This is a genomic window from Clostridium sp. TJA038 (assembly GCF_058310255.1).
Map to the genome: position 1 here is coordinate 1,013,415 of NZ_JBZEFA010000001.1, position 23,825 is coordinate 1,037,239.

26 protein-coding genes and 1 riboswitch are annotated in these 23,825 nt (G+C 26.6%); of the genes, 19 read left to right on the forward strand and 7 right to left on the reverse strand.

Annotated elements, in window-relative coordinates:
- Window positions 1–18: 18 nt before the first annotated feature.
- Window positions 19–1,266, reverse strand: a complete 1,248-nt coding sequence (locus AC4FQV_RS04705) for a VanW family protein (protein WP_491138460.1) — start codon at window positions 1,264–1,266, stop codon at window positions 19–21.
- 259 nt (window positions 1,267–1,525) lie between these two features.
- Between AC4FQV_RS04705 and AC4FQV_RS04710 the strand changes: the two genes are divergently transcribed.
- Entirely contained in the window at window positions 1,526–2,422 is an 897-nt protein-coding gene (locus AC4FQV_RS04710; protein WP_491164718.1) for a DUF2156 domain-containing protein, read from the forward strand.
- Window positions 2,423–2,431: 9 nt separating this feature from the next.
- Here AC4FQV_RS04710 and AC4FQV_RS04715 read toward each other — a convergent pair whose 3' ends face one another.
- From AC4FQV_RS04715 to AC4FQV_RS04725, 3 genes are all read right to left on the reverse strand, one after another.
- On the reverse strand, window positions 2,432–2,635 hold the full coding sequence (locus AC4FQV_RS04715) for a hypothetical protein (protein ID WP_491138458.1): 204 nt from the start codon (window positions 2,633–2,635) through the stop codon (window positions 2,432–2,434).
- A gap of 196 nt (window positions 2,636–2,831) precedes the next feature.
- On the reverse strand, window positions 2,832–3,563 hold the full coding sequence (locus tag AC4FQV_RS04720; RefSeq protein ID WP_491138457.1) for a type 1 glutamine amidotransferase: 732 nt from the start codon (window positions 3,561–3,563) through the stop codon (window positions 2,832–2,834).
- A 17-nt stretch (window positions 3,564–3,580) separates the two neighbouring features.
- A complete protein-coding gene (locus AC4FQV_RS04725) occupies window positions 3,581–4,936 on the reverse strand; it encodes a MurT ligase domain-containing protein (protein ID WP_491138456.1) in 1,356 nt (451 codons plus the stop codon).
- Window positions 4,937–5,193: 257 nt separating this feature from the next.
- On the opposite strand from AC4FQV_RS04725, the gene manA reads away from it, so the two are divergent.
- The 13 genes from manA (at window position 5,194) to AC4FQV_RS04790 (ending at window position 16,843) form a co-directional block, all read left to right on the forward strand.
- Complete coding sequence (gene manA, locus AC4FQV_RS04730; protein WP_491138455.1) at window positions 5,194–6,171, forward strand: mannose-6-phosphate isomerase, class I; 978 nt, start codon at window positions 5,194–5,196, stop codon at window positions 6,169–6,171.
- Between the two features lie 151 nt (window positions 6,172–6,322).
- Window positions 6,323–7,237 (forward strand): undecaprenyl-diphosphate phosphatase, encoded by a 915-nt coding sequence (locus AC4FQV_RS04735; RefSeq protein ID WP_491138453.1) that lies wholly within the window; start codon window positions 6,323–6,325, stop codon window positions 7,235–7,237.
- A gap of 197 nt (window positions 7,238–7,434) precedes the next feature.
- Complete coding sequence (locus AC4FQV_RS04740; protein ID WP_491138452.1) at window positions 7,435–8,535, forward strand: 6-phosphofructokinase; 1,101 nt, start codon at window positions 7,435–7,437, stop codon at window positions 8,533–8,535.
- A gap of 182 nt (window positions 8,536–8,717) precedes the next feature.
- The gene (locus AC4FQV_RS04745) at window positions 8,718–9,497 is read left to right on the forward strand and encodes a serine hydrolase (RefSeq protein WP_491138450.1); all 780 of its coding nucleotides are present in this window, start codon (window positions 8,718–8,720) and stop codon (window positions 9,495–9,497) included.
- 276 nt (window positions 9,498–9,773) lie between these two features.
- On the forward strand, window positions 9,774–10,697 hold the full coding sequence (gene pyrB / locus AC4FQV_RS04750) for an aspartate carbamoyltransferase (protein WP_491164720.1): 924 nt from the start codon (window positions 9,774–9,776) through the stop codon (window positions 10,695–10,697).
- A 2-nt stretch (window positions 10,698–10,699) separates the two neighbouring features.
- A complete protein-coding gene (locus tag AC4FQV_RS04755; protein ID WP_491138447.1) occupies window positions 10,700–10,858 on the forward strand; it encodes an aspartate carbamoyltransferase in 159 nt (52 codons plus the stop codon).
- 21 nt (window positions 10,859–10,879) lie between these two features.
- Complete coding sequence (locus AC4FQV_RS04760) at window positions 10,880–12,079, forward strand: dihydroorotase (protein ID WP_491138445.1); 1,200 nt, start codon at window positions 10,880–10,882, stop codon at window positions 12,077–12,079.
- Window positions 12,080–12,088: 9 nt separating this feature from the next.
- The gene (pyrF, locus tag AC4FQV_RS04765) at window positions 12,089–12,952 is read left to right on the forward strand and encodes an orotidine-5'-phosphate decarboxylase (RefSeq protein ID WP_491164722.1); all 864 of its coding nucleotides are present in this window, start codon (window positions 12,089–12,091) and stop codon (window positions 12,950–12,952) included.
- A gap of 24 nt (window positions 12,953–12,976) precedes the next feature.
- On the forward strand, window positions 12,977–13,717 hold the full coding sequence (locus AC4FQV_RS04770) for a dihydroorotate dehydrogenase electron transfer subunit (protein WP_491164724.1): 741 nt from the start codon (window positions 12,977–12,979) through the stop codon (window positions 13,715–13,717).
- 19 nt (window positions 13,718–13,736) lie between these two features.
- Window positions 13,737–14,636, forward strand: coding sequence for a dihydroorotate dehydrogenase (locus AC4FQV_RS04775; protein ID WP_491138441.1), 900 nt, complete (start codon window positions 13,737–13,739; stop codon window positions 14,634–14,636).
- A gap of 37 nt (window positions 14,637–14,673) precedes the next feature.
- Window positions 14,674–15,255, forward strand: coding sequence for an orotate phosphoribosyltransferase (gene pyrE, locus AC4FQV_RS04780; protein ID WP_491138440.1), 582 nt, complete (start codon window positions 14,674–14,676; stop codon window positions 15,253–15,255).
- A gap of 178 nt (window positions 15,256–15,433) precedes the next feature.
- Window positions 15,434–15,856 (forward strand): GNAT family N-acetyltransferase, encoded by a 423-nt coding sequence (locus AC4FQV_RS04785; RefSeq protein WP_491164726.1) that lies wholly within the window; start codon window positions 15,434–15,436, stop codon window positions 15,854–15,856.
- A 234-nt stretch (window positions 15,857–16,090) separates the two neighbouring features.
- Window positions 16,091–16,843, forward strand: coding sequence for an exodeoxyribonuclease III (locus AC4FQV_RS04790; RefSeq protein WP_491138437.1), 753 nt, complete (start codon window positions 16,091–16,093; stop codon window positions 16,841–16,843).
- Window positions 16,844–16,924: 81 nt separating this feature from the next.
- Here the strand turns inward: AC4FQV_RS04790 and AC4FQV_RS04795 are convergent, their stop codons facing one another.
- Window positions 16,925–17,452: an ECF transporter S component gene (locus AC4FQV_RS04795; protein ID WP_491138435.1), complete on the reverse strand. Its 528-nt coding sequence runs from the start codon at window positions 17,450–17,452 to the stop codon at window positions 16,925–16,927.
- Between the two features lie 177 nt (window positions 17,453–17,629).
- Between AC4FQV_RS04795 and AC4FQV_RS04800 the strand changes: the two genes are divergently transcribed.
- From AC4FQV_RS04800 to AC4FQV_RS04810, 3 genes are all read left to right on the forward strand, one after another.
- A complete protein-coding gene (locus tag AC4FQV_RS04800) occupies window positions 17,630–18,364 on the forward strand; it encodes an HAD-IB family hydrolase (protein ID WP_491138434.1) in 735 nt (244 codons plus the stop codon).
- A 276-nt stretch (window positions 18,365–18,640) separates the two neighbouring features.
- A complete protein-coding gene (locus AC4FQV_RS04805; RefSeq protein WP_491138433.1) occupies window positions 18,641–19,024 on the forward strand; it encodes an NUDIX hydrolase in 384 nt (127 codons plus the stop codon).
- Between the two features lie 62 nt (window positions 19,025–19,086).
- Window positions 19,087–19,305, forward strand: a complete 219-nt coding sequence (locus AC4FQV_RS04810; RefSeq protein WP_491138432.1) for a hypothetical protein — start codon at window positions 19,087–19,089, stop codon at window positions 19,303–19,305.
- Between the two features lie 29 nt (window positions 19,306–19,334).
- Here the strand turns inward: AC4FQV_RS04810 and AC4FQV_RS04815 are convergent, their stop codons facing one another.
- Entirely contained in the window at window positions 19,335–19,979 is a 645-nt protein-coding gene (locus AC4FQV_RS04815) for a YczE/YyaS/YitT family protein (protein ID WP_491138431.1), read from the reverse strand.
- A gap of 272 nt (window positions 19,980–20,251) precedes the next feature.
- On the opposite strand from AC4FQV_RS04815, the gene AC4FQV_RS04820 reads away from it, so the two are divergent.
- Window positions 20,252–20,584, forward strand: coding sequence for a hypothetical protein (locus tag AC4FQV_RS04820; protein ID WP_491138430.1), 333 nt, complete (start codon window positions 20,252–20,254; stop codon window positions 20,582–20,584).
- Window positions 20,585–20,644: 60 nt separating this feature from the next.
- Here AC4FQV_RS04820 and AC4FQV_RS04825 read toward each other — a convergent pair whose 3' ends face one another.
- Entirely contained in the window at window positions 20,645–21,862 is a 1,218-nt protein-coding gene (locus AC4FQV_RS04825) for a dicarboxylate/amino acid:cation symporter (protein WP_491138429.1), read from the reverse strand.
- A gap of 179 nt (window positions 21,863–22,041) precedes the next feature.
- Window positions 22,042–22,216, forward strand: a riboswitch (Lysine riboswitch).
- Window positions 22,217–22,339: 123 nt separating this feature from the next.
- Between AC4FQV_RS04825 and AC4FQV_RS04830 the strand changes: the two genes are divergently transcribed.
- On the forward strand, window positions 22,340–23,815 hold the full coding sequence (locus tag AC4FQV_RS04830) for an amino acid permease (RefSeq protein ID WP_491138428.1): 1,476 nt from the start codon (window positions 22,340–22,342) through the stop codon (window positions 23,813–23,815).
- Window positions 23,816–23,825 lie beyond the last annotated feature (10 nt).

Consider the following 23,825-nt stretch of genomic DNA (forward strand, 5'->3'; position numbering starts at 1 on the left):
ATCATTATGGTCTTTTTTTTAATTATACTTATCTTTTGATAGCACTTCTTTTTTTACTAAAACTCCATTTTCATAAGTTTCCTTATAGGTTGTAGAGGATTTAGGGCCATGCTGGTCTACAGAAATAACAATTTCCTTTCCTTTATCCTCTTTTATGCCCCATATATTAGATTTTACTTCTCCTAAAGAGTTTATATAAGTTTGTACTATAACTGGATTTTTCATATTATTTTGAAATTTAAAATCAATAACTCCACTTGCCATAGTTGCATCTCTACCAATAGGGGCATATGTTACAGGTAGACTATGAGGTGCTCTTTCAACTATTTTCAAATCAGCATATAAAACTGAATTGTAAAGAGTTGTAACCCCTTGACATATACCACCGGCCAATATATCTACAACTTCATTACCAATATAACCTGGTGCATAAGTATATCCATTTTTTTCAGTTCTATCTTCTCCTTCTTTATCAGCTGAAAAAATATCTCCAGGCATTAATATAGTACCATTTAATTTGCTTAAATAATTGCTAATATTTTTAGTTCTACCTCCTGTTAAACTAGGTAGTTTAGTGCTATAACTTCCCAAAATAACCATATTATTAACCATATCTTGAGTTAGATTTGGTTTTATTTCTTTAACAGGTATTTCTATTGTACAATTTAAGCTTTCATGCTCATTATCTATATCCTTTATTATTTCATCATTAAGTGTTTCTAAATCGAGCTTGTACCCAATTTTTTCTTTGCTTGCTGATATAGAGTCTTCTGAAAAGTAAATAGTAGGTTCTACCTTCTCTTTGTTTATTTTATTACTTATTTCAGAAAGTTTTTCTTTTAAAACCTCTTCATTTTTTTCTGGTTTAAAAGAAAAATATTTAGGATTATACTTTAAGTTTAATCTTTCTTTAGTATTTGAAAAAATATTATTGTTTTTTCCAAACATAAAAACTTCCTTTGATAAATCATCAACATTAAAGAAAAAACCTAAATCTTTAGCAGAGAAAGTTTCCTTAAAAGAATCTTTGTAATTAAAGGTTATTTTAAAATTATCTAATAAATTAGAGTAGTGCTGATTTAATTTTTCCTTTAACTCATCTTCTTTTAAATTTGAAACGTTCATTTTTTCTACATAAAGTCCATCATAAGTAACATTTCTTTTAGAGTAAGTGTTTATTAATATTGCTGAAATTAAAATTAAGAATAAAATTATAAAGACTAGTAAAAATTTTAGTGCCATGTTTTTTGTGTTTAATCTTTTCATTTCTTTAATTCTCACCCTTATTACCTCAAATATATTTATAATAGATATTTAATTATAAACTAACAAATAAATATAAATAAAATGTGTAGATTTTACATAAATTTCTTTATTCAAATAATTTTAATTTATTGGTAAAAAGTTTTTAATTGTAAATTTTATATTAACCTTATTTAATTATAATATATTAAGTTGAAAAAATATACATCTTTGATTTATTTTTCATATTATATATTAATAAATTATAAAGTAGAGGAAAACAATGTTTAAAAATATAACTATAAAAGATAAAGATATCTATAAAAAACATTTGTTAAAAGAAAAATTTTTAAGCTGTGAATACTCCTTTGTTACCCTTATAATGTGGCAAAAATATAATAAAATAAAATATGATATATTAGATAATACTTTTATTTTGAAAAAATATGACAAGACTTTAGGAAATTTTTTTATGGAGCCTATAGATAATATTAAAGATTATAATTTAGAAAAAATAATAGAATTCTTAAGAAATATTCAGAAACAAGAAAATAATAATTGGCTTTTTGGTGATGTATCCTTTAAATTTTTAAAAAAATTAAAACTAATATACGGAGTAAACTTAATATATGAAGAAGAAAAAGATAATTTTGACTATATCTATAAATTAGATGACTTAAAGTATTTACAAGGAAAAAATTTCAATAAAAAAAGAAATAAATACAATGTATTTAAAAAACTTTATAATTATAAAATTAAGCTTTCTAAAAATTTTAATGAAAAAGAAATAAAGGAAGCTTTAGAATTTCTTTTAAAATGGTTTTCTTTAACTAAAAAAACTTCTATATCCTTTGAAGAAATAAAAGCTTGTGAAAATCTAATTTTTAACTTTAATAATTTAAATATAGAATCAATTAGAGTTTATGTAGATAATAAGCTAATTGGAATGAGTATTGGAGAAAATTTTAATAATAATATTTATATAATTCATATGGAAAAATGCTTTAGAGAGTTTAAAGGTATTTACGCATTTATTAATAAGGAATTTTTAAACACTTTAGACTTTAAAGGATTATATGTAAATAGAGAGGAGGACCTTGGAGTAGTAAATCTTAGAAAATCAAAACTAGAATATAACCCTGTATTTTTAGAAAAAAAATTCTTAGTAAAAATAAAATGAGGATAATCCTCATTTTATTTTTTTTATTTCATTTAATGAATCTTTTGCTACATTTAAAGTTTTATTTAGATTATTTAAAGTATCATTTATTAATTTTTTATTTTCTTCCTTTTTTACAGTATCAATAGCGTAATTAAGGTATTCTTTAGCTTTAAGTGCGCTTTTTACTTTATTATTTACTTCTTCTTTTAAATTTTTATTTAAATTATCCAATAAAAAACCTCCTTAAAATTAAGTTGATATTATTTTATGTCATATTTTAAAAATAATAAGTGGAAATTTTAAAGAGTAAATACTTATTATAACATAATAAGTAAAATATTTAATTTAAGTAATATTCTTATATAATATACTCTTAAATGATTATTAAATAAAAAATAAAAAAGCAGAGAAAAACTCCACTTTAATATTATTTATCAGAACTATTAAGTCTATTTATCATAATCTCCTTAGCCTTTAATTCAAAATTATCATCTAAGGGCTGTAAAGATACCTTAGAATATTTATTACTAAGAGCTAAAGTTAATATTCTATCTGCTAATTCTGGATTTTTAGATAGTAATGAACCATGGAAATAAGTACAAATAGTATTTTTATAAATACATCCTTCATATCCACTTTCACCATTATTTCCATGACCATGAACACATTTACCTAAAGGCTTTAGATTACCTATAAAAGTTCTACCTGAATGATTTTCAAAGCCAACATAAGTTTCCTTAAATTCTTCATTATAAATAACAGTATTACCTATAAATCTAGTATCTCCACCTTCAGTATATATATCTAAAATTCCTAATCCATCTATTTTTTCACCAGTAGGAGCAGTATAATAATTTCCTAAAAGTTGATATCCACCACAAATAGCTAAAAGAACTTTTCCTTCTTCAACAAATTCTTTTAATCCTTCTCTTTTTAAAGTTAATAAATCCTCAGAAACTATAGATTGTTCAAAATCTTGTCCGCCACCAAAAAATACTATATCATAATCATCTTTATTAAATTTATCTCCCATAGAGATGTTTATAACATTTACCTTTATTCCTCTTAATTCAGCTCTATGTTTTAATATTAAAATATTTCCTACATCTCCATAAACATTAAGCAAATCAGGATATAAATGACATATATTTAGCTCCATATAAATCTCTCCTTTAACTACCAAAGTTTATTAATATAACCTTTGGAATGTAAGTACTTTCTGTAATTAATCATAGCTGTATAAGTTGCAAGAATATAAACTTTATTTTCTTTAGAATTTTTAATTGCTTCTGTTAATCCTTCAAAATCTTCTCTTATTAAAAATTTATCAATAGGTAAGTTAGCAATTTTTAATCTTACAGCCATATCATAGGCTCTAATACCAGATATAAATATCTCATTTAATTCAATTGAATTTAATTTTTCAAAATCAACATCCCAAATCCAAGAAACATCCTTACCATCTGCATAATTATCATTTAATAAAAAGGCAGCAGAAAAACTTTCTGAATTTAATAAAAGTGTATCTAAAGCTTGATTATATCCTGCGGGATTTTTAACTAATATAATCCTAGCTTCCTTATCTCCAATTTTTATTGTTTCCTGTCTTCCAAAAGATGAACTTTGACTAGAGAATGACTTTTGTATAACTTCATCTTTAATATGTAATTCTTTCGCAACTGAATAAGCACATAATCCATTATATATATTATAAGTTCCCGGTTGAGTTATGGTAAATAGACTACCATTTATAACTACCTTAGAACTTTCAGGAGTAAGTTCTACTATTTCTTCTACCTTATATTTTAAATTTTCTCTTTTAAATCCACAATTAGGACAATAGAAACTTCCAAGATGATTATATGTTATAAAGTTGTAAGAATAAGGTTCTTTACAGAATTTACAGAACTTAGCATCAGCATTTATCTCTATATCCTTACTCTTATTTGGAGATACCTCAAATCCATAATAAACTTTAGGATTTTTAACATCTAATCCTCCTAATAAAGATTCATCACCATTTAAAAGAAGAGTAGTACTTGGAACCTTTATAACTCCCTCTAATATTTTATTTAAAGTAGTATATACCTCTCCATATCTATCTAATTGGTCTCTAAAAAGATTTGTTACAGTTATTATTTCAGGAGTTATATAATCTGTTATAAATTTTAAGTTTGCTTCATCAACCTCAATAACTGCATATCTTTCTTTACTTGAAGAGAATTTGTAATTTGCTACAAAAGTACTAACTATACCAGGGTATAGATTTGCTCCAGTAGCATTTGTTATAACATCTAATCCATTACCTTTTAGAACATTATATATCATTGAAGTAGTAGTAGTTTTTCCATTTGTTCCTGTAACTAAAATAACTTTATAATTTTTAGAAACTACCTTTAATATATCTCTATCCAATTTTAAAGCTACTTTACCTGGAAAATTAGTTCCACCCTTAAAAACTTTCTTTGAAATAACCTGTGTCATTTTAGATAAGATTATGCTTATATAAGATTTAATAGCTATTTTAAACACCACCTTATAATTAATTGCTTTTTTTAAATTTTCTTAAACTATTATAGTATAGCATAAACTATTTAAATTACCAATATAGTAATTAATTAATAGTTAATTATAATTTTCTGTTTATATAAATTTAATTAAATTTATTATAAACATACTAGAAATTTTACAATGCAATATATGTAGAAATATTGTATTATATATTAAGAAGGATATAATTAATAAGTAGCATTAATTATAAAAATAAATTAGACTAGGGGGAATACTATATGTATCCAATAAGATTTGAAAATTTATATTATGATAAAGTTTGGGGTGGAAGAGACTTTGAACTTTTTAGAGATAATATGCCAGAGGGAATGATAGGAGAAACTTGGGATGTTGCCTGTCATGAAAATGGAATGAGTATAGTTGAAAATGGTGAATATAAGGGATTAAGATTTGATGAATTAATAGATAAATTAGGAAGTGATTTAGTAGGAACTAAAATATCAAAAGAAAAATTTCCTCTTCTTATTAAATTAATAAATGCTAAGGACAAATTATCAGTTCAAGTTCATCCAAATGATGAGTACGGAATGAGAGTTGAAGGAGAGCTTGGAAAAACTGAAATTTGGTATGTAGTTGAAGCTTTTGAAGGTGCTAGTTTAATAGTAGGAACAAAAGATTGTACTAAAGAACAGTTTGTAAAAGCTATAGAAACTGGAGATTTTGATAAATATTTAAATAGAGTAAAGGTTAAAAAAGGAGATACTTTCTTTGTAAGAAGTGGACTAGTTCATGCTATATGTGAAGGAGTTATAATAGCTGAAATACAACAAAATAGTGATACAACTTACAGAGTATATGACTATAATAGAGGAAGAGAAATTCATGTAGAAAAAGCTTTAGATTGCATAGACTTTTCACTAAAAGGAGAGAAAGCTAGAGGATTAAAGGTTTCATATGATCAATATGATAAAACTTACCTTTCATTATGCGAATACTTCTCTTTAGAAAAATATGAAATAAAAGGCATATGTGAAGAAGAAAGTGATGTTGAAAGATTCTTCATATTCACTTGTGTTGAAGGCAAGGGAGTTATAACTTCAGAAAATAGTGAATTAACTATCAAAAAAGGAGATAGTATTTTTATACCAGCTACTTTAGGAAAATATTCTATTAAAGGTGATATTACTTTATTAAAAAGTTATGTTCCAAAAGAAGGCGCAGTTGAAGAAGAAATTATTTCTATAGTTAAATCTTAAATTTAATTAATTTATTTTGTTAAAAGTATGTAAAACTAGCTTAAATATAAGGGTTTTACATACTTTTTTTAATCCTATAAATATGGACAAATATATCTATTAAAATTATAATAAAAAAGTAAAACTTAAATACTAGAAAGAGAGTGTAGATATGGGAATTGATTTTTTATTTATAGTTAAGTCTTTAATAATTGCAGTTGTTGAAGGGCTTACAGAATTTGTTCCTGTTTCATCAACGGGACATATGATTCTTGTAGGAGACCTTATCCATTTTAATACACAATCAGGTGGATTTCCTGAAATGTATGAAGTTGTTATTCAATTAGGTGCAATCTTAGCTGTTGTAGTATTATATTGGAGAAAAATAAGTAGCTCAGTTGTTGAGTTTTTAAGCTACATATTTTCATTTATAGGATTAAAAGTTTCAGGAAATAAAAGAAAATATGAAAATAGACTTGCAAAATCACAAACAGGTTTTAAATTTGGTATAAATGTAATTATAGGAACTATACCAGCTGCTATTTTAGGTCTTTTATTTCATGATGAAATTAAAGAATACTTATTTTCAACAAAAACAGTAGCTGTAGGATTTATAGTAGGTGGTATATTACTTATAGTTATAGAAAACTATTTTAGAAAAAAAGCTAAAAAGAGCAAAATAGTTAAAGATATTGATAAAATGACTTTTAAACAATCTTTATTAGTTGGATGTTTTCAATGTTTATCATTATGGCCAGGTATGTCAAGAAGTGCCTCAACTATTATGGGAGGTTGGATTGCAGGATTAAGTACTACAGTTGCTACTGAATTTACATTCTTTTTAGCAATACCAGCTATGGTTGGAGCTTCTGGATTAGACTTATTTAAATTTGATTACTCTCAAATGAATTTAACAAATTGGATTTCTTTAATTTTAGGTTTTATAGTAGCTTTTATAGTTTCTTTAGTAGTTATAGATAAATTTATAAATTACTTAAAGAAAAAACCTATGAGAGTTTTTGCTATATATAGAATATGTGCTGGTATATTATTAGCCGTTTTAATATTTACTAAAGTTATAAATTAATAAGAAATAAAATTAAGACAAGGAATTTTTTCCTTGTCTTTTTGTTTATAAGAAATTTAAGATAAATTGTATTAATTTTCTAAATTTTTAAAATAAGTTTACTTTAAAATTTTTCCATTATATGATATTATTTACTTAAAGTTATTGTAAAAAACTTACAAACTATTCTTTGATTTTCTATAGGGGGAGGATTTTATATGAAGCAACCAATTAAAAAAATAGCTTTACTAACAGGTGGTGGAGATTGTCCAGGATTAAATGCAGTAATAAGAGCTGTTACTAGAGCTGCAATATTAAAATATGGATATGAAGTTATAGGGTATAAATTTGGATATAGAGGACTTTACAATAATGACTTTATAAAATTAGACCTTGATACTGTGTCAGGAATACTTCATAGAGGAGGAACTATTCTTCATAGTTCAAATAAAGATAATCTTTTTGATTACCAAGTTGAAGATGAAAATGGAAATCTAGTAAAAAAAGATGTTTCTCATGTTGGTGTAGAAAACTTAAAAAAAGAAGGTGTTGATGCTTTAGTTGTTATAGGAGGAGATGGAACACTAACCTCTGCAAGAGATTTTGCAAGAAAAGGAGTTAATGTAATAGGAGTTCCTAAAACTATTGATAATGATTTATTAGCAACTGATGTAACTTTTGGATTTAATACAGCTACTGAAATTGCTACTGAAGCTTTAGATAGACTTCATACTACAGCAGAATCCCATCATAGAGTAATGGTTTTAGAAGTTATGGGAAGAAATGCTGGTTGGATTGCTTTAGAATCAGGAATTGCTGGTTCTGCTGATGTAATATTATTACCTGAAATACCTTACGATATTAATAAAATAGTAGAAAAAGTAAAAGAAAGAGAAGCCCTTGGTAAAGAATTTACAATTATTGTAGTTGCAGAGGGAGCAAAACCTAAAGATGGAGAGGTTGTTGTATCTAAAATAGTTAAAGATAGTCCAGACCCAATAAGACTTGGAGGTATAGCTAATAAGATAGCTAATGATTTAGAAGAACTTATAAAAAATCATGAAGTTAGAAGTACTGTTCTTGGTCATATACAAAGAGGAGGAAATACCTCTACTTATGATAGAATCTTATCAACTAAATATGGAGTTAAGGCAGTAGAACTTATACATGAAAATTTATTTGGAAATATGGTTACTTTAAAAGGAAATCAAATTTCTTATGAAAGTTTAGAAAAGGTAATTGGAAACACAAAAAATGTAGACCCTGAAGGAGAATTAGTAAAAACTGCTAAGAGCATAGGAATTTCTTTTGCTGATTAGTATAATAAAAAAATAAAAAACTACCAATATTATAATTGGTGGTTTTTTTATTTTCACTCTTAAACATAAGAATATTAACAAGAAAAAATTTACAATTAATACTTCAAAATTTTCTGAAAATATGATACACTTTAAACAAGGCAACATAAAAAGCAACATTAAAAGAAAGCTGGTGGGTATTTATGAAAGAAGTTCAAAAATATTTAGAGGGCAGAATCGGTTCGTATAGCTTTTTCTTTGAAGATTTAAAGAGTGGTTATACTTATGGTTATAATGAAAACGTTAAAATGATTTCAGCAGGTTGCATGAAATTACCTATAGCTATAGCTCTTATAAAGGAAGTTGAAGAGGGAAAAATTAATTTTCTAGATAAAATTAAAATAGAAAGTTCTGATAAAGTATATGGCACAGGAATAATTCATGAATTTTTTGAAAGAGAATATACAGTATTTGAACTTATGGTAGCTATGTTAATACAGAGTGATAATACAGCTACAAATAAAATAATAGACTTAATTGGAATGGATAAAATAAATAAAACTATTAAAGATTTAGGAATGAAAAATACTGAACTTAATAGAAAAACTGCCGATGAGAGAAATTTTAAAGCTGATATAGAAAATTATACAACATCTTATGATTTAACCTTAGCTTGGAAAAAATTAAGTGAAGGTACTTTCTTAAGTAAAGAAAACTCTCAAATGCTTATAGATATACTTACAAGACAACAAATAAAAAATAAACTAGCTTTATATATTCCTGATAATCTTAAGTTTGATATATCAAGTAAAACTGGAGATAAAAAAGGAGTTGAAAACGATACAGCCTTAATTCATACTCAAAAAGGAAATTTTGCTTTTACTGTTATGTCAAGTGGAATACCTAATTCAGTTTACGGAACAGTTACCTTAGCAAAGTCAGGTAAAATGGCGTGGGACTCTATAATGAATAATTGGCATTAATATTTTAAATAGCAATTATAAAAATATTATTGACATAAAATTTCTAATATGGTATCATAAGCACAATAAGAATAGCTAATGTTTAGCTAAATAAAATAACCTTTAAATTTGATCCAGAGAGGTCAATAAGGAAGTTATATAGTTTGAATTATAATCTAAAGAGATTTATTTATACATGAAAAGTCTTCCTTATAAATAGGAAGACTTTTTTTCATAAAATTATATAGCTTTTCTTCTTTAAATTAACACAGAGAGGTTAAAAAGGAGTGAAATTTTATGTTAAAAAACAGACATTTATTAGACCCATCAGATTTTTCAATAGAGGAATTTGATGAAATATTCAAATTAGCACATCAAATAATGACAAATCCCAAAAAATATCAAAACATATGCAATGGTAAAATTCTAGCTACTCTTTTCTATGAGCCAAGCACTAGAACAAGATTATCTTTTGAGGCTGCAATGCTTAGATTAGGTGGACAAGTTATAGGTTTTTCAGAGCCTAACTCTTCCTCTGTTGCTAAGGGAGAATCTTTAAGAGATACTATAAAAACAATTAACTGCTATGCAGATATTATAGCAATGAGACATCCTTTAGAAGGAGCTGCAAAAGTCGCTTCAATGTATTCAGATATTCCAGTTATAAATGCTGGTGATGGAGGACATCAACATCCAACTCAAACTTTAACAGACCTTCTTACTATAAAGGAATATAGAGGAAACCTAGATGGAAATACAATTGCATTATGTGGAGACTTAAAATTCGGTAGAACAGTGCATTCTCTTATAAAAGCACTTTCAAGATATAAAAACAATAAATTCATCTTAATATCTCCAATTGAACTTAGAATCCCAAATTATATTAGAGAACAAATATTAGAAAATAATAATATAGAGTTTAAAGAAATAACAAGCTTAGAAGAGGGAATTAAAGAAGCTGATATTTTATACATGACAAGAATACAAAAAGAAAGATTTGTAGATGAAAATGAGTATGAAAGACTAAAAGATGTATATATACTAAATGAAGAAAAAATGAAAAAAGCTAAAAGTGATATGATGGTTCTTCATCCTCTTCCTAGAGTAAATGAAATAACTTACGAAGTAGATGAAGATAATAGAGCCTTTTACTTTAAACAAGCTAAATGTGGTATGTATGTAAGAATGGCTTTAATGGCAAAACTTTTAGGGGAGGCTTAAAAATGAAAAACAAGGAAATTAAAAATCATAAATGTAAAAATACAAGATGCATAACTCAATTTGAAAAATATGTTCCTCAAAGCTTTACTTTAGTGGACAAGAAAAATCATATTTATAACTGTGATTACTGCAATGCAGAAAATACTTTTAAGGCTCAATAATTTAGGAGGACACAAATTAAGATGAACTTATTAATAAAAAACGTAAATTTAATAGATGAAAACACTAATTTTTTTGGTGATATATATATAGAAAATGGTTTAATTAAAGAACTTGGAACTGAACTTAGTAAAGAGTGTGATATTTTAGAAGGTAAAGGCTTAGTTTTAATGCCCGCTTTTATAGATACTCATGCACATTTTAGAGATCCAGGATTTGAGTATAAAGAAAATATAGAAAGTGGTTCTAAAGCAGCAGTTAGAGGAGGATATACAACTGTAACTTTAATGCCAAATACAAAACCAGTATGTAGTTCTAAAGAGATTTTAGACTATGTTGTTAATAAAGGAAAAGAAGTAGGTTTAGTAGATTTATATCAAACAGTATCTATTACAAAAAATTTACTAGGAAATGAAATAGACCATCTAAAAAAATTTGAAAATGATAAAAATGTTAAAGCTATTACTGATGATGGAAAAGGGGTTTCAGATTCTAAAGTTATGTTAGATGCAATGAAAATTGCTAAAGATAATAATTGGATAGTAATGTCTCATGCTGAAAGCCCTGAATTTTCAAAGATTGATATGAGATTAGCTGAAAATATGATGACTTGGAGAGATATAGCTTTAGCTAAATTTGTAGATTGCAAACTTCATATGTCTCATGTAAGTACTAAAGAAGCTATGAAATATATAATAGAAGGTAAAAATGAGGGGGTTAAAGTTACCTGCGAGGTAACTCCTCATCACTTATCCTTAAATAATGAGAATATAAATTATAGAGTTAATCCTCCTATAAGAGAAGAAGAAGATGTAAATTTCTTAATAAAAGCAATAAAATTAAATTATGTTGATTGTATAGGAACAGACCATGCTCCCCATTCAAAGGAAGATAAGGAAAAAGGAGCTCCTGGAATGATAGGAATTGAACAAGCTTTCTCAATCTGCTATACAAAGTTAGTTAAAGAAAATAATATAAGTTTAAATAAATTAAGTGCATTAATGAGTGGAAATGCAGGAAGATTATTAAATATAAATAAAGGAAGACTTCAACCTGGATTTATTGGAGATTTAGTTCTTTTAGATTTAAATAAAAAAAGATTATTAAAAGAAGAGGATATAGTTTCTAAAAGTAAAAACACACCTTTTAATGGAATGGAGTTTTATGGAGATGTAGTAGCTACAATAAAAGAAGGTAAAATAGTTTATAAAAGCGAATTTTAGGAGGTATATATGATAGCTGATAAATTGTTTGAAAAGGTAGAAAAAAATGGAGTAGTTTGTGTTGGATTAGATACAAGCTTAGATTATATACCAAAGGAGCTTAAAGATAAATTTTCTAATGAAGGAGATATGCTATTTGCTTTCAATAAGGAAATAATAGATGCAACTTTAGATGTTTCAGCTTGTTTTAAAGTTCAAATAGCTTATTATGAAGCTTTAGGCCTTAAAGGATTAGAAGCTTATAAAAAAACCTTAAATTATTTAAGAGAAAAAAAAGCTTTAATAATAGCTGATATTAAAAGAGGAGATATAGCTGCAACAGCAAAAATGTATGCTAAGGCTCATTTTGAAGGAGATTTTGAAAGTGATTTTATAACTTTAAATCCTTATATGGGATTAGATAGTATTGAACCTTACCTACCTTATTTAGAAAAAAATGAAAAAGGACTATTTGTTTTAGTAAGAACTTCAAATAAGGGTGCTGTAGATATAGAATACTTAAAGGATTCTAAGGGAAATAGGGTTTATGAAGTAGTAGGAGAAAAAATTAATTCTCTTGGAAAAAAATATTTAGGAAAACATGGGTATAGTTCAATAGGAGCAGTTTTAGGTTGTACTCACCAAGAAGAAGCAAAGGAAATGAGAAATAAGCTAAACACAACACCATTTTTAATACCTGGATATGGAGCACAGGGGGGAACTGCTGAAAATGTAGTATCTTATTTAAAAAATGGAAATGGCGGTATTGTTAATTCCTCAAGGAAAATATTGTTAGCTTATAAAAATATGGATGATAGTAAAAATTTTGCAGAGTGTGCTAGAAAAGAAGCAATTTTAATGAGAGATAGCATAAGAGAAGCAATTTTAAAATAGTTAAAATACTTGGGAGGACAGATTATGGCTATGGAATATTTTAAAGGTAAAGTAAAAGAAAATATAAAGTTAGTAGAAGGTATATATTCATTAGTAGTAGAACATGAAGCAAAAATAAGTGCAGGGCAATTTTATATGATAAAAACCCCTAAGACATTTTTAGGTAGACCTATAAGTGTCTGTGAAGTTAATGGCAAAGATGTTCGCTTTGTATATGCTACTGTTGGTACTGGAACAAAGGAAATGAAAAAAATGATTTCTGGAGATGAAATAGAAATAATAGGTCCTTTAGGAAATGGCTTTGATGTAACAAAAGATTATGGCAAAGTTGCTTTAGTAGGTGGTGGAATAGGAGTAGCACCTCTTTTAGAACTTTCAAAATCTCTTAAAAAAAATAATAAGAATATAAAAGTAGATTTTTATGGTGGATTTAGAGAGGATATCTACTTAATAGAAGATTTTAAAAAGTATGTAGATGAAGTAAATATTTCAACAAATACTGGTAAATATGGATACAAGGGTTTTGTAACTGAAATTATTCCTCTTCAAAATTATGATACAGTATTATGCTGTGGACCGGAAATAATGATGAAGAAGGTAGTTGAAATGTGTAAAGAAGAAAATGTAAAGGTCTATGTTTCAATGGAAAAGCATATGGCTTGTGGGGTAGGAGCATGTTTAGTATGCACATGCAAAACAAAAAAAGGAAACAAAAGAACTTGTAAAGATGGTCCAGTATTTAATGGATTAGAAGTTGAATTCTAATTTTAGGAGGATTTAAAGTATGTTAAAAACAGTTATAAATGGAATAGATTTTAAAAATCCTGTTATAGCAGCATCAGGTACCTTCGGTTTTGGTGAAGAATACAATAACTTTTATGATGTTGGTATTTTAGGAGGAATAAGTTCAAAAGGACTAACTCTTAATAAAAGAGAAGGTAATGAAGGCATAAGAATATATGAAACTCCTAAAGGAATAATGAATTCAGTTGGACTTCAAAATCCTGGTGTAGAAAAATTCATAGAAGAAGAATTACCTAAAATGCTAAAGTTAGGAACAAAGATAATAGCTAATGTAGGTGGAGCTACTATAGAAGATTACGAAAAAGCAGTATCTCTTTTAAATAAAGAAAAAGTAGATATGATAGAACTAAATATTTCTTGTCCAAATGTAAAATCTGGAGGAATGGCTTTTGGAATACAATCAGATATAGCTTATGAAGTTGTTTCAAAGGTGAAGAAAATATGTAATAAACCCTTAATGGTAAAGCTATCACCAAATGCTGAAAATATATGCAATATGGCTTATAGCTGTGCAGAGGCTGGTGCAGATTCAATATCTTTAATAAATACTTTAAAAGGTATGGCAATAGATATAAGAAATAGAAAGCCTGTATTTAATAATACTTATGCAGGTCTTTCAGGACCAGCTATAAAACCAATAGCTCTTAGAATGGTTCACGAAGTTTCTAAGACTGTTAATATTCCTGTTATAGGTTTAGGAGGAATTTCTAATGCAGAGGATGCTATAGAATTTATGATGGCAGGTGCAAGTGCTATACAAATAGGAACAATAAATTTTGTAAATCCTAATGCTGGAAAAGAAATAATAGAAGGTTTAGAAAGTTTTTGTAAAAAAGAAGGATTAAAAAATATTAGTGAAATTGTAGGTTGTATAAAATAGTACTAAATAATAAAGAAAAGTTTTGGAGGAATTAAAAATGAAAAAAAATACAGATGCTATGGTTATAGATACATTAAAGGAAGTTGGAGCATTATTAGAAGGACATTTTTTATTATCATCAGGAAAACATTCAAATAGATATTGTCAATGTGCTCAATTATTAAAATATCCAGAGAAAGCTGAAAAAGTACTAAAGGTTGTAGCAGATCAAATTAAGGATATAGATTTTGATTTAGTTGTAGGACCTGCTATGGGTGGAGTTATAGTATCTTATGAATTAGGAAGACAATTAGGAAAACCTGCAATATTTACTGAAAGAGAAAATGGTGAAATGACTTTAAGAAGAGGCTTCACTATAGAAAAAGGACAAAAAGTAATAATAACAGAGGATGTTGTAACTACAGGTAAAAGTTTTAAAGAAGCAGCTAAAGTCATTGAAGAACAAGGTGGAGAAGTTGTAGCTGTAGTTTGTATAGTAGATAGAACTTCAGAGAAGGTTACTGATTTTCCAATGTTTAGTTCAATAAAGCTTGATATAGAAACCTTTGATGCAGAAAACTGCCCAATGTGTAAAGAAGGAATACCTTATGTAAAACCTGGAAGTAGAAACATTAAATAAAAAATAAAAGCTTTAGCTTTAAATAAAGCTAAAGCTTTTATTTTTTATTACAGAATATAGACTAAAATTTTTTTGAATTTTGTCTAAAGGAATTGATTATTTCCATTTTATTACTTATAATTAATTATAATATATGTTTTTTTTATTATATTATTTTATTTGAAATTGAAGAGGTATTATGGGGTTAGATAAAGTTATTTTTAAAAAAGATTTAATTAAGGATATAAAAAGCATTTCATACTTATATGAAAGTGCAGGATGGTTTGATTATACTGAAGACTTAGAAAGATTAGAAAATGCATTTAAAAACTCATTAAGGATAATTTCTGCTTGGCATGGTGATAAGTTAATAGGCCTTATTAGAGTAATTGGCGATGGGTTAACTATTATATATATACAAGATATATTAGTTCTTCCTGAATATCAAGGAAATGGTATTGGTAAGGAACTTCTTTACTCAGCCCTTAAAGAATATAGAGATGTTAAACAAAAAATTTTAATTAGTGAAGATAAAGATTCTTCTATTGAATTTTATAAAAATATTGGATTTAAATCAATTGATGACTATAATGGAGTAGCCTTTGTAAATTATATAGAATAATTTAAATAAAAGAGTACATAAATTTTATGTACTCTTTTATTTTTAACTTTATAAATTCCTCTTCTTCTTCTTAAAATTAAAGCTTTATTAAATAATATTTATTTTTAATTATAAAATGATTTATTTTATGTTTTCTATTAAAATATAATATATAATTAAATTATAAAAATATAAACTTTATTTAATTAGAATTTTATTAGAATAATTTATATATTGAATTTAGGAGGAATTTTAATGAAATTAATATCATGGAATGTTAATGGTTTAAGAGCTTGTGTTAAAAAAGGTTTTTTAGATTATTTTAACTCTGAAGATGCTGATATATTTTGCTTACAAGAAACAAAATTACAAGAAGGACAAATAGATTTAGCTTTAGAAGGATATTATCAATACTGGAACTATGCTGAAAAAAAAGGATATTCGGGAACAGCAATCTTTACAAAGAAAAAACCTCTAAATGTTTTTTATGGAATAAATATGGAAAAACATGATAAGGAAGGAAGAGTTATAACTTTAGAATTTGAGGATTTCTTTATGATAACTGTATATACTCCAAATTCTAAAAGTGAACTTGCTAGATTAGATTATAGAATGGAATGGGAAGATGATTTTAGAAACTATCTTTTAGAACTTTCCTCTAAAAAGTCTGTTATAGTTTGTGGAGATTTAAATGTAGCTCATAAAGAAATAGACTTAAAAAATCCTAAAACAAATAGAAAAAATGCTGGATTTACTGATGAGGAAAGAGATAAGTTTTCAAAATTATTAGAAAGTGGCTTTATTGATACTTTCCGTTACCTAAACCCAGACTTAGAAGGAGTTTATTCTTGGTGGTCTTATAGATTTAATGCTAGAAAAAACAATGCAGGATGGAGAATTGATTATTTCCTAGTTTCAAAGGATTTAGAAGATAAGGTTAAGGAAGCTTCAATAGATACTGAAATTTTAGGTTCTGACCATTGTCCTGTTAAATTAATATTAGAATAAAAAAATTAAACTCTCTAATCAATAAATTATTTTAACTATTGATTAGAGAGTTTTTTATAAACTTGAAATAAGACTTTATATTTAGTTAAAAAAACTTTCTTGCTTACATAAAATTTTAGAAAGTGGTATAGCTATAACTATTCCTACTCCTACTTGAATTATATTACCTATTATATCCTTAGCTGAATAAACTAAGGCTCCTATTAGAGTATTTGTATGTGAAGTAAAGAAAAGTGCAATTATTGCTCCTGAAATAAAATAAGCTATAACCATAAAAACTCCTGAAATTAAAAAAGGAACTAAATAATTTTTTCTGTGATTATGTTCTAAAATAGCTCCTGCTATATAAGCCATTAAAGCTTTTATTATAAAGGTAAAAGGTGCCCAAATTATATAACCACTATAAAGGTCTACAAGAGCCATACCTAAACCACTTGCTAAAGCACCATATTTTTTTCCTAAAAGTGCTGCAGATAATAGTACCATACAATCTCCTAAATGTACAAAACCACCTAATGTAGGTATCTTTATTAAATTTGCTGATATAAATATTATAGCAATCATTAGTGCTGTAAAAATACTTTTATGAAATTTATTAGTAGCATTCATATTTTTATACCTCCAAAAGCAAAATATAATTATATATTAAATTACTATAATAACATTTTCAAATGTATGGGTACAATTTTCATTTTTATAAAAATTATACCTTTAAAATTTATATATTTATGATATACTGTTAAATAATACATAATATAGAAATTTTACAGAAGAGGAGTTTGAAACATGAAAGAAAAAAATATAGCAGCTTTTTTTGATATTGATGGAACTATTTACAGAGAAGGACTTATAACTGAAGTTTTTAAAAAAATAATTAAATATGAATTAGCAGATGAAACTAAATGGTATAAAGATGTTCGTCCTGCTTTTTTAAAATGGGATAAAAGACAAGGTGGATATGATGAATACTTGCTTAAGATGGTAGATATTTATACAGAGGCTATAAAAGGTATAAGTAATCACCATATAGAGTATATAGCTAAAAAAGTAATAGAGCAAAAAGGTGATAGAGTATATACCTTTACTAGAGAAAGAATTAAATGGCATAAAGAACAAGGACATATAGTTATAGCTATTTCAGGTTCTCCTTATGAACTTGTGAAGGAAATGTCTCAAAAATATCATATGAATGATTTTAAAGGAACTATCTATAAGCTTGATGAAAATAAAACTTATAATGGAGATATAATACCTATGTGGGATTCTGAAAGTAAAGAAAAAGCTATTTTAGAACTTAAAGAAAAATATAATATAGATTTAGAAAATAGCTATGCCTATGGGGATACTTCAGGAGATTTTACAATGTTTAAAAATGTAGGAATTCCCTATGCTATTAATCCTACAAGAGAGCTTATAACAAAGGTTCTTAATAGCCAATGTATAAAAGAAAAAATTAAAGTAATAGTTGAAAGAAAAGATGTAACATATGACCTTGATATAAATAACTTAAAACTTTTATAAACTAAATTTAACATTCGTATTTTTATAGAAAAATACGAGGAAATACTTTTTATAGCTTAAAAATAGTTTGCATACTTCAGAATATTATAAAATATATATTATATTTTTATTCGTAAATATTCCTCTTCACCTTAGTTTTAAAGTAATAAATTCAAAAAAATCTCTTAATAATAATGAAAACTTTATTTAAATTTATGGGAAATTCCAAGAATTTTTTCTTAGAATTTGCTATAATATGTATATAAAAAGCGAATGGTGTAAAAGGGGGAAGACTATATGAGTAATGTTAAATTTTGTTCTATTATTATAAAGGATGATTTCAATAATATTTTAATTTCAAAAAGAAAAGGAAAAAAATCAGAAGAAAATCTATGGTATGTTTTTGAGAGAAAAATTAAGGGGAAAGAAACTCCAGAAAAATGTGCAAATAGAGCAATAAAGGAAGATTTAAAGACTATAGTCTTTGATTTAAATCAACTATGTGATTTTAACCTTAATGAAGAGGAGTCTTTAAGAGTTTTTACAGGTTCTTTAAAAGAAAAAATCACTTGTGGTGCAAATATAACTGCATATAAATGGATAAACAAAGATGATTTAAATGACTATACTTTTGCAAATGGGGAATTAGAAAAGATAAATGCTTTTTTTGATACTATATAAAAACATGCTAACATTGGCATGTTTTTCTTTTGTTGTTATAATAAAACCGTGAGGTGATTATTATGACATTATTAAGAAAGAAAATTTTAGGAGAAGATTTTCATGTTACTATAAAACCTATATATAACAGAGAAGATACCTTGGCATTTACATTTTCGCCTGAGCAAAAAAAAGTAGAAATCGGTGAAGAGATTACAATCACAGTAAAACATCCTACAGAAAAGTATGATGAATTTTGTGATGAATTAGTAGAATTAATAACTAAATATCAAGAAATATAAAAAAACAGTCCTTTTGGACTGTTTTTATTTTAAGCAGCATTTTTACCTATAAATTTATGCACAATTTTTTCACATGGTGGCATAAAAAATTGTATTGCTGGACCTGTGAAAAGTACTGCTATAATTGTTCCAAGACCTACAACACCAGCTAATAAATAACCAACTACTAGAAAGCTTAAATCTAAGCCGATACGTATCCAACGGTATTGGAAATTAGTTTTATCTCTTATAATAAGAGGAACTAAATCGTTTGGTGCAACTCCTAATTCTGTACTTACTAAGAATGAAAAACCTATAGCTATTATTACACAACTTAAAGCTACAATTATACATTTTGTAAATAAATTAAAGTCACTAAGGTAAGTATCTAATCCGAACTTATGTAATATTCCCATTATAGCATCTATTGTAGGACCTACAACAACAACTAAAACGAAAGTTCCTATTTTAAGCTGTTTTCTATCTGCAATAAATATTAAAATAACTAAAGCAACAAGTATTATCATGTTAGCATTTCCAGTAGAAATATTTAAAGCTTTTGAAAGCCCTTGAGTAAATACTGTAAATGGATCTGAACCAGCTCCACTTAATAAAAATATTACAACACCTAATTGTATAATTGCCATTCCTAATAAGAAAAATATAAGTTTAGGAATAAATTTTTCTTTCTTCATTTTTAATACACTCCTTGTTTTGAGTTTTGTGAATCGTATTTTGAATGTGAATTTAAAATATTTAATGTGTATTTAAAAACTTAAAAGAAAACCAAACACAATGATTATAACCATTGTTAACTTATATGTCAAATAATTTTAACAAATTCATAAAAATATTAATCTTTAAGTAATAAATTCAATAAATTATTACTGATTTACTATAATTAAGTAGTTTGAAAAATGGTATAATTTATTTTATAATTATTAGATTAAAGTAAAGAGGTGAACATATGAATAATAATTTAAAACCTAAGGAACATATTGCTAAAATAGCAAAGGATTCAACATATTTTATTTTTAAAAATGGACCTATAAATAAACTTTGTAAAGAAAATAAAATTTCTAAAGAGGAAGTTACTGAAATTCAAGAATATATGCAAAATCATTTAGCATATCTTTATGAAGTTTTATTAGAAGAAGGAAATTTAAAAAAATATGAACTTATAATGAATACTATGAGTCAGTTTTATGTAAATGATAATACTGAGGTTTTTTTAGCTGATGAAGGATTTGATTCTTTATACAATCAATTATTTCCTAAAAGTAATATAACTTTAAAATAATGATAAAAACTATACCATAAAATTTTATGGTATAGTTTTTACTTTAGTATGGATATTCTATTAATTACAACTTACTTTTGGAATAAATTCTTCCTTAATATTTTCTTTTTTATCCTTTTTATTTTTTCTTTTAAGTATAAATTCTACTATTATAGCTATAGCACCATCTCCAGTTACATTAATAGCAGTTCCAAAACTATCTTGTGCTGCATGAAGTGCAATCATTAATGATTTTTCTATATTTCCAAAGCCTAGCATCCCCTCTAAAAGACCTAAGGCTGCCATAACCCCACCTCCAGGAACTCCTGGAGCGGCAACCATAGTTATTCCTAACATAAAAATAAAAGGAATCATAAGAGAAAAAGTAGGAGTTTGTCCTTTCATATACATTACAGCCATAGAGCAAAGCACTAAAGTAATAGTATCTCCTGCTAAATTTATAGTTGCTCCTAGAGGAATAACAAAATCTGCAACATCCTTATCTATATTATTGTTTTTAGCACAACTTAAAGTAACTGGTATTGTAGCAGCTGAAGACTGAGTTCCTAAAGCTGCCATGTATGCTGGAAACATATTTTTAATTAACTTAATTGGATTTTTTCTTTTTAAAGTACCTGCTAATAAATATTGAGTAAATAAATATATTCCTTGTATTGAAAATAAAACTAAATATACAAGACCAAAAGATTTTAGTGTAGTAAATATTTCACCACTATAACTTAGTTTTGAAAAAATTGAAAGAATATAAATAGGTACTAAAGGTATTAATAGATTTTTTATAACTAATGAAATAACATGGTTAAATTCCTCTGATACTTTTAAAAGATAACTATTTTTTATTCTTGATATTCCTATACCTAATAAAAATGCAAAAACTAAAGCTGACATAACACTAAACATTGGTGGAATATCTATTGAAAAGTAAGGTTTAATGCTTGAAGTATTAGTATCTAATGAAGCACTTATTATAAACATAGGAAGTAATAGCTTCCCAACTAAAAAAGCAATAAGTCCAACTAAAAAGTTTGATAAATAAGATATTAAAGTTGTTATAAAAAGCCCCTTACCTGATTTACTCCCTAAGGATGCTATACCAGGTACTATAAATCCAACAATTATAAGTGGAATTAAAAAGCTAAGTAAATTTCCAAAAATAGAGTTAAAGGTCATAAGTATTCTAATTGGTATATCTAAATTAATATAGGAACAAGTAATTCCTATAATTATTCCTAAAACTATGGCAAAAATAATTCTTTTTATTAGTGATAAGTTTTTCATAATAGCCCCCTCTTTTGTATTTTATAAAAATACAAGTGTTTTCTGTATGAGTACATATTACTATAACACATATTTAAAGTCAATAATTAAAGACTAGTTTTTTAAATTTTATAGCTTATTGTTAAAAAAATATTGACTAATTGGAAATTTAATGTCATAATTGTTAATAGAAAGTGAATAACTGAGATAGAGGCGCGATGATTAAAAGTATCTTTGCAGAGGTAAGCACGTTGAAGCAAAGTGAAAGGATGATTCGCCGAAACCTTTAGAAAATGCTTTAATTCTAATAGGTTGGGGTTACATATAATATATGTAACACTGTCACAATTTATTTTGTGGTGTGCTATCATGAAAGAAGAGTATTGTATATAACTTTACGAACCCTTAAGCATGAAACACGCTTAAGGGTTTCTTTTGTTAGCGAAAACTTAGTTATCACTTATGGCTTAATTATTAAAACCATAAGGAGGACTAAAAATGAGTCAAGAACAAAATACTAATCTAAAAAGAGGTTTAAAGTCAAGACATCTTAGTATGATTGCCATGGGAGGTGCTATAGGAACAGGAATTTTCTTAGCAATGGGAGATACTCTTCATCAAGCTGGTGTTGGTGGAGCCTTTGTAGCTTATGGAATTATTGGAATCATGGTATATTTTTTATGTACAAGCTTAGGAGAAATGGCAACTTATATGCCAGAGACGGGTTCTTTTGGAGCCTATGCAACAAAATTTGTTGACCCTGCCTTAGGATTTGCCTTAGGATGGAATTACTGGTATAACTGGGCTATAACAATAGCCGCCGAAATGGTTGCAGGTTCTTTATTAATGAAGTTTTGGTTTCCTAATGTTCCAGCAATAGTTTGGAGTGCATTATTCTTAGTAATTATATTAACTCTTAATTTATTATCTGCTAAAGCTTATGGAGAATCTGAATTTTGGTTTGCTGCTGTAAAAGTAGCTACTGTTATAATATTCTTAATTGTAGGTGTACTTATGATTTTTGGAATATTAGGTGGAGAAAAAGTTGGTTTTAAAAACTTTTATGAAAATGGTGGACCATTTATAGGAGGAGCAAAATCAATTTTTATGATTTTTCTAATAGCTGGATTTTCATTTCAAGGAACAGAATTAGTTGGAGTTGCAGCTGGAGAGAGTGAAGACCCTGAAAAAAATGTACCTAAAGCAGTTAATACAATCTTTTGGAGAATATTATTATTTTATTTAGGAACAATTTTGGTAATTGGAGCTTTAGTTCCAAATGCTCAAGCTGGTGTAGAAACAAGTGCATTTACAATAGTATTTGAGAAATTAGGTTTAGCTGGTGCAGCTTCTATTATGAATGCTATAATACTTACTTCTGTTTTATCAGCAGGTAATTCAGGAATGTATGCTTCAAGCAGAATGCTTTATGCCATGGCTAAAAATAAAATGGCTCCTAAAATTTTTGAAAAAACAAATTCTAGAGGAGTTCCTGTTAATGCTATTATAGTAACAACAATAATAGCAAGTTTATGTTTCTTAACTGGAATTTATGCTGAAAATACAGTTTATGTATGGCTTGTTGCAGCATCAGGTTTATCAGGCTTTATAGCATGGCTTGGCATTGCAATATGTCATTATAGATTTAGAAAAGCCTATGTAGCACAAGGAAAAGATTTAAATAAATTAGTTTATAAAGCTAAATTATTCCCGCTAGGACCTATAATAGCTTTAATTTTATGTGGCGTTATAGTTTTAGGTCAAGGCTATGCATACTTAGATGTAAGAAACGGAGTAGACTGGGGTGGTTTAATATCATCATATATTGGCTTACCTTTATTCTTTGGATTATTTGCTTACTATAAAATAAAACATAAAACTAAAATAGTTCCTTTAGATAAAGTTGATTTAAGTGTAGAACCTATCAATAAAGAAGAAACTTTAGAAGAGGAAGAAGAAGTTTTAGTTTACTAAAAAAGAGGTA

What these genes read in the sequence shown, in the direction of transcription:
- AC4FQV_RS04815 (WP_491138431.1), bottom strand. Translation starts at nt 19,979, where the DNA reads ATGAAGAAAGAAAAATTTATTCCTAAACTTATATTTTTCTTATTAGGA.
- AC4FQV_RS04820 (WP_491138430.1), top strand. Translation starts at nt 20,252, where the DNA reads ATGAATAATAATTTAAAACCTAAGGAACATATTGCTAAAATAGCAAAG.
- AC4FQV_RS04720 (WP_491138457.1), bottom strand. Translation starts at nt 3,563, where the DNA reads ATGGAGCTAAATATATGTCATTTATATCCTGATTTGCTTAATGTTTAT.
- AC4FQV_RS04790 (WP_491138437.1), top strand. Translation starts at nt 16,091, where the DNA reads ATGAAATTAATATCATGGAATGTTAATGGTTTAAGAGCTTGTGTTAAA.
- pyrF (WP_491164722.1), top strand. Translation starts at nt 12,089, where the DNA reads ATGATAGCTGATAAATTGTTTGAAAAGGTAGAAAAAAATGGAGTAGTT.
- AC4FQV_RS04755 (WP_491138447.1), top strand. Translation starts at nt 10,700, where the DNA reads ATGAAAAACAAGGAAATTAAAAATCATAAATGTAAAAATACAAGATGC.
- AC4FQV_RS04705 (WP_491138460.1), bottom strand. Translation starts at nt 1,266, where the DNA reads ATGAAAAGATTAAACACAAAAAACATGGCACTAAAATTTTTACTAGTC.
- AC4FQV_RS04760 (WP_491138445.1), top strand. Translation starts at nt 10,880, where the DNA reads ATGAACTTATTAATAAAAAACGTAAATTTAATAGATGAAAACACTAAT.
- AC4FQV_RS04770 (WP_491164724.1), top strand. Translation starts at nt 12,977, where the DNA reads ATGGCTATGGAATATTTTAAAGGTAAAGTAAAAGAAAATATAAAGTTA.
- AC4FQV_RS04810 (WP_491138432.1), top strand. Translation starts at nt 19,087, where the DNA reads ATGACATTATTAAGAAAGAAAATTTTAGGAGAAGATTTTCATGTTACT.
- AC4FQV_RS04825 (WP_491138429.1), bottom strand. Translation starts at nt 21,862, where the DNA reads ATGAAAAACTTATCACTAATAAAAAGAATTATTTTTGCCATAGTTTTA.
- pyrB (WP_491164720.1), top strand. Translation starts at nt 9,774, where the DNA reads ATGTTAAAAAACAGACATTTATTAGACCCATCAGATTTTTCAATAGAG.
- AC4FQV_RS04775 (WP_491138441.1), top strand. Translation starts at nt 13,737, where the DNA reads ATGTTAAAAACAGTTATAAATGGAATAGATTTTAAAAATCCTGTTATA.
- manA (WP_491138455.1), top strand. Translation starts at nt 5,194, where the DNA reads ATGTATCCAATAAGATTTGAAAATTTATATTATGATAAAGTTTGGGGT.
- AC4FQV_RS04800 (WP_491138434.1), top strand. Translation starts at nt 17,630, where the DNA reads ATGAAAGAAAAAAATATAGCAGCTTTTTTTGATATTGATGGAACTATT.
- AC4FQV_RS04745 (WP_491138450.1), top strand. Translation starts at nt 8,718, where the DNA reads ATGAAAGAAGTTCAAAAATATTTAGAGGGCAGAATCGGTTCGTATAGC.
- AC4FQV_RS04785 (WP_491164726.1), top strand. Translation starts at nt 15,434, where the DNA reads ATGGGGTTAGATAAAGTTATTTTTAAAAAAGATTTAATTAAGGATATA.
- AC4FQV_RS04805 (WP_491138433.1), top strand. Translation starts at nt 18,641, where the DNA reads ATGAGTAATGTTAAATTTTGTTCTATTATTATAAAGGATGATTTCAAT.
- AC4FQV_RS04830 (WP_491138428.1), top strand. Translation starts at nt 22,340, where the DNA reads ATGAGTCAAGAACAAAATACTAATCTAAAAAGAGGTTTAAAGTCAAGA.
- pyrE (WP_491138440.1), top strand. Translation starts at nt 14,674, where the DNA reads ATGAAAAAAAATACAGATGCTATGGTTATAGATACATTAAAGGAAGTT.
- AC4FQV_RS04735 (WP_491138453.1), top strand. Translation starts at nt 6,323, where the DNA reads ATGGGAATTGATTTTTTATTTATAGTTAAGTCTTTAATAATTGCAGTT.
- AC4FQV_RS04795 (WP_491138435.1), bottom strand. Translation starts at nt 17,452, where the DNA reads ATGAATGCTACTAATAAATTTCATAAAAGTATTTTTACAGCACTAATG.
- AC4FQV_RS04710 (WP_491164718.1), top strand. Translation starts at nt 1,526, where the DNA reads ATGTTTAAAAATATAACTATAAAAGATAAAGATATCTATAAAAAACAT.
- AC4FQV_RS04740 (WP_491138452.1), top strand. Translation starts at nt 7,435, where the DNA reads ATGAAGCAACCAATTAAAAAAATAGCTTTACTAACAGGTGGTGGAGAT.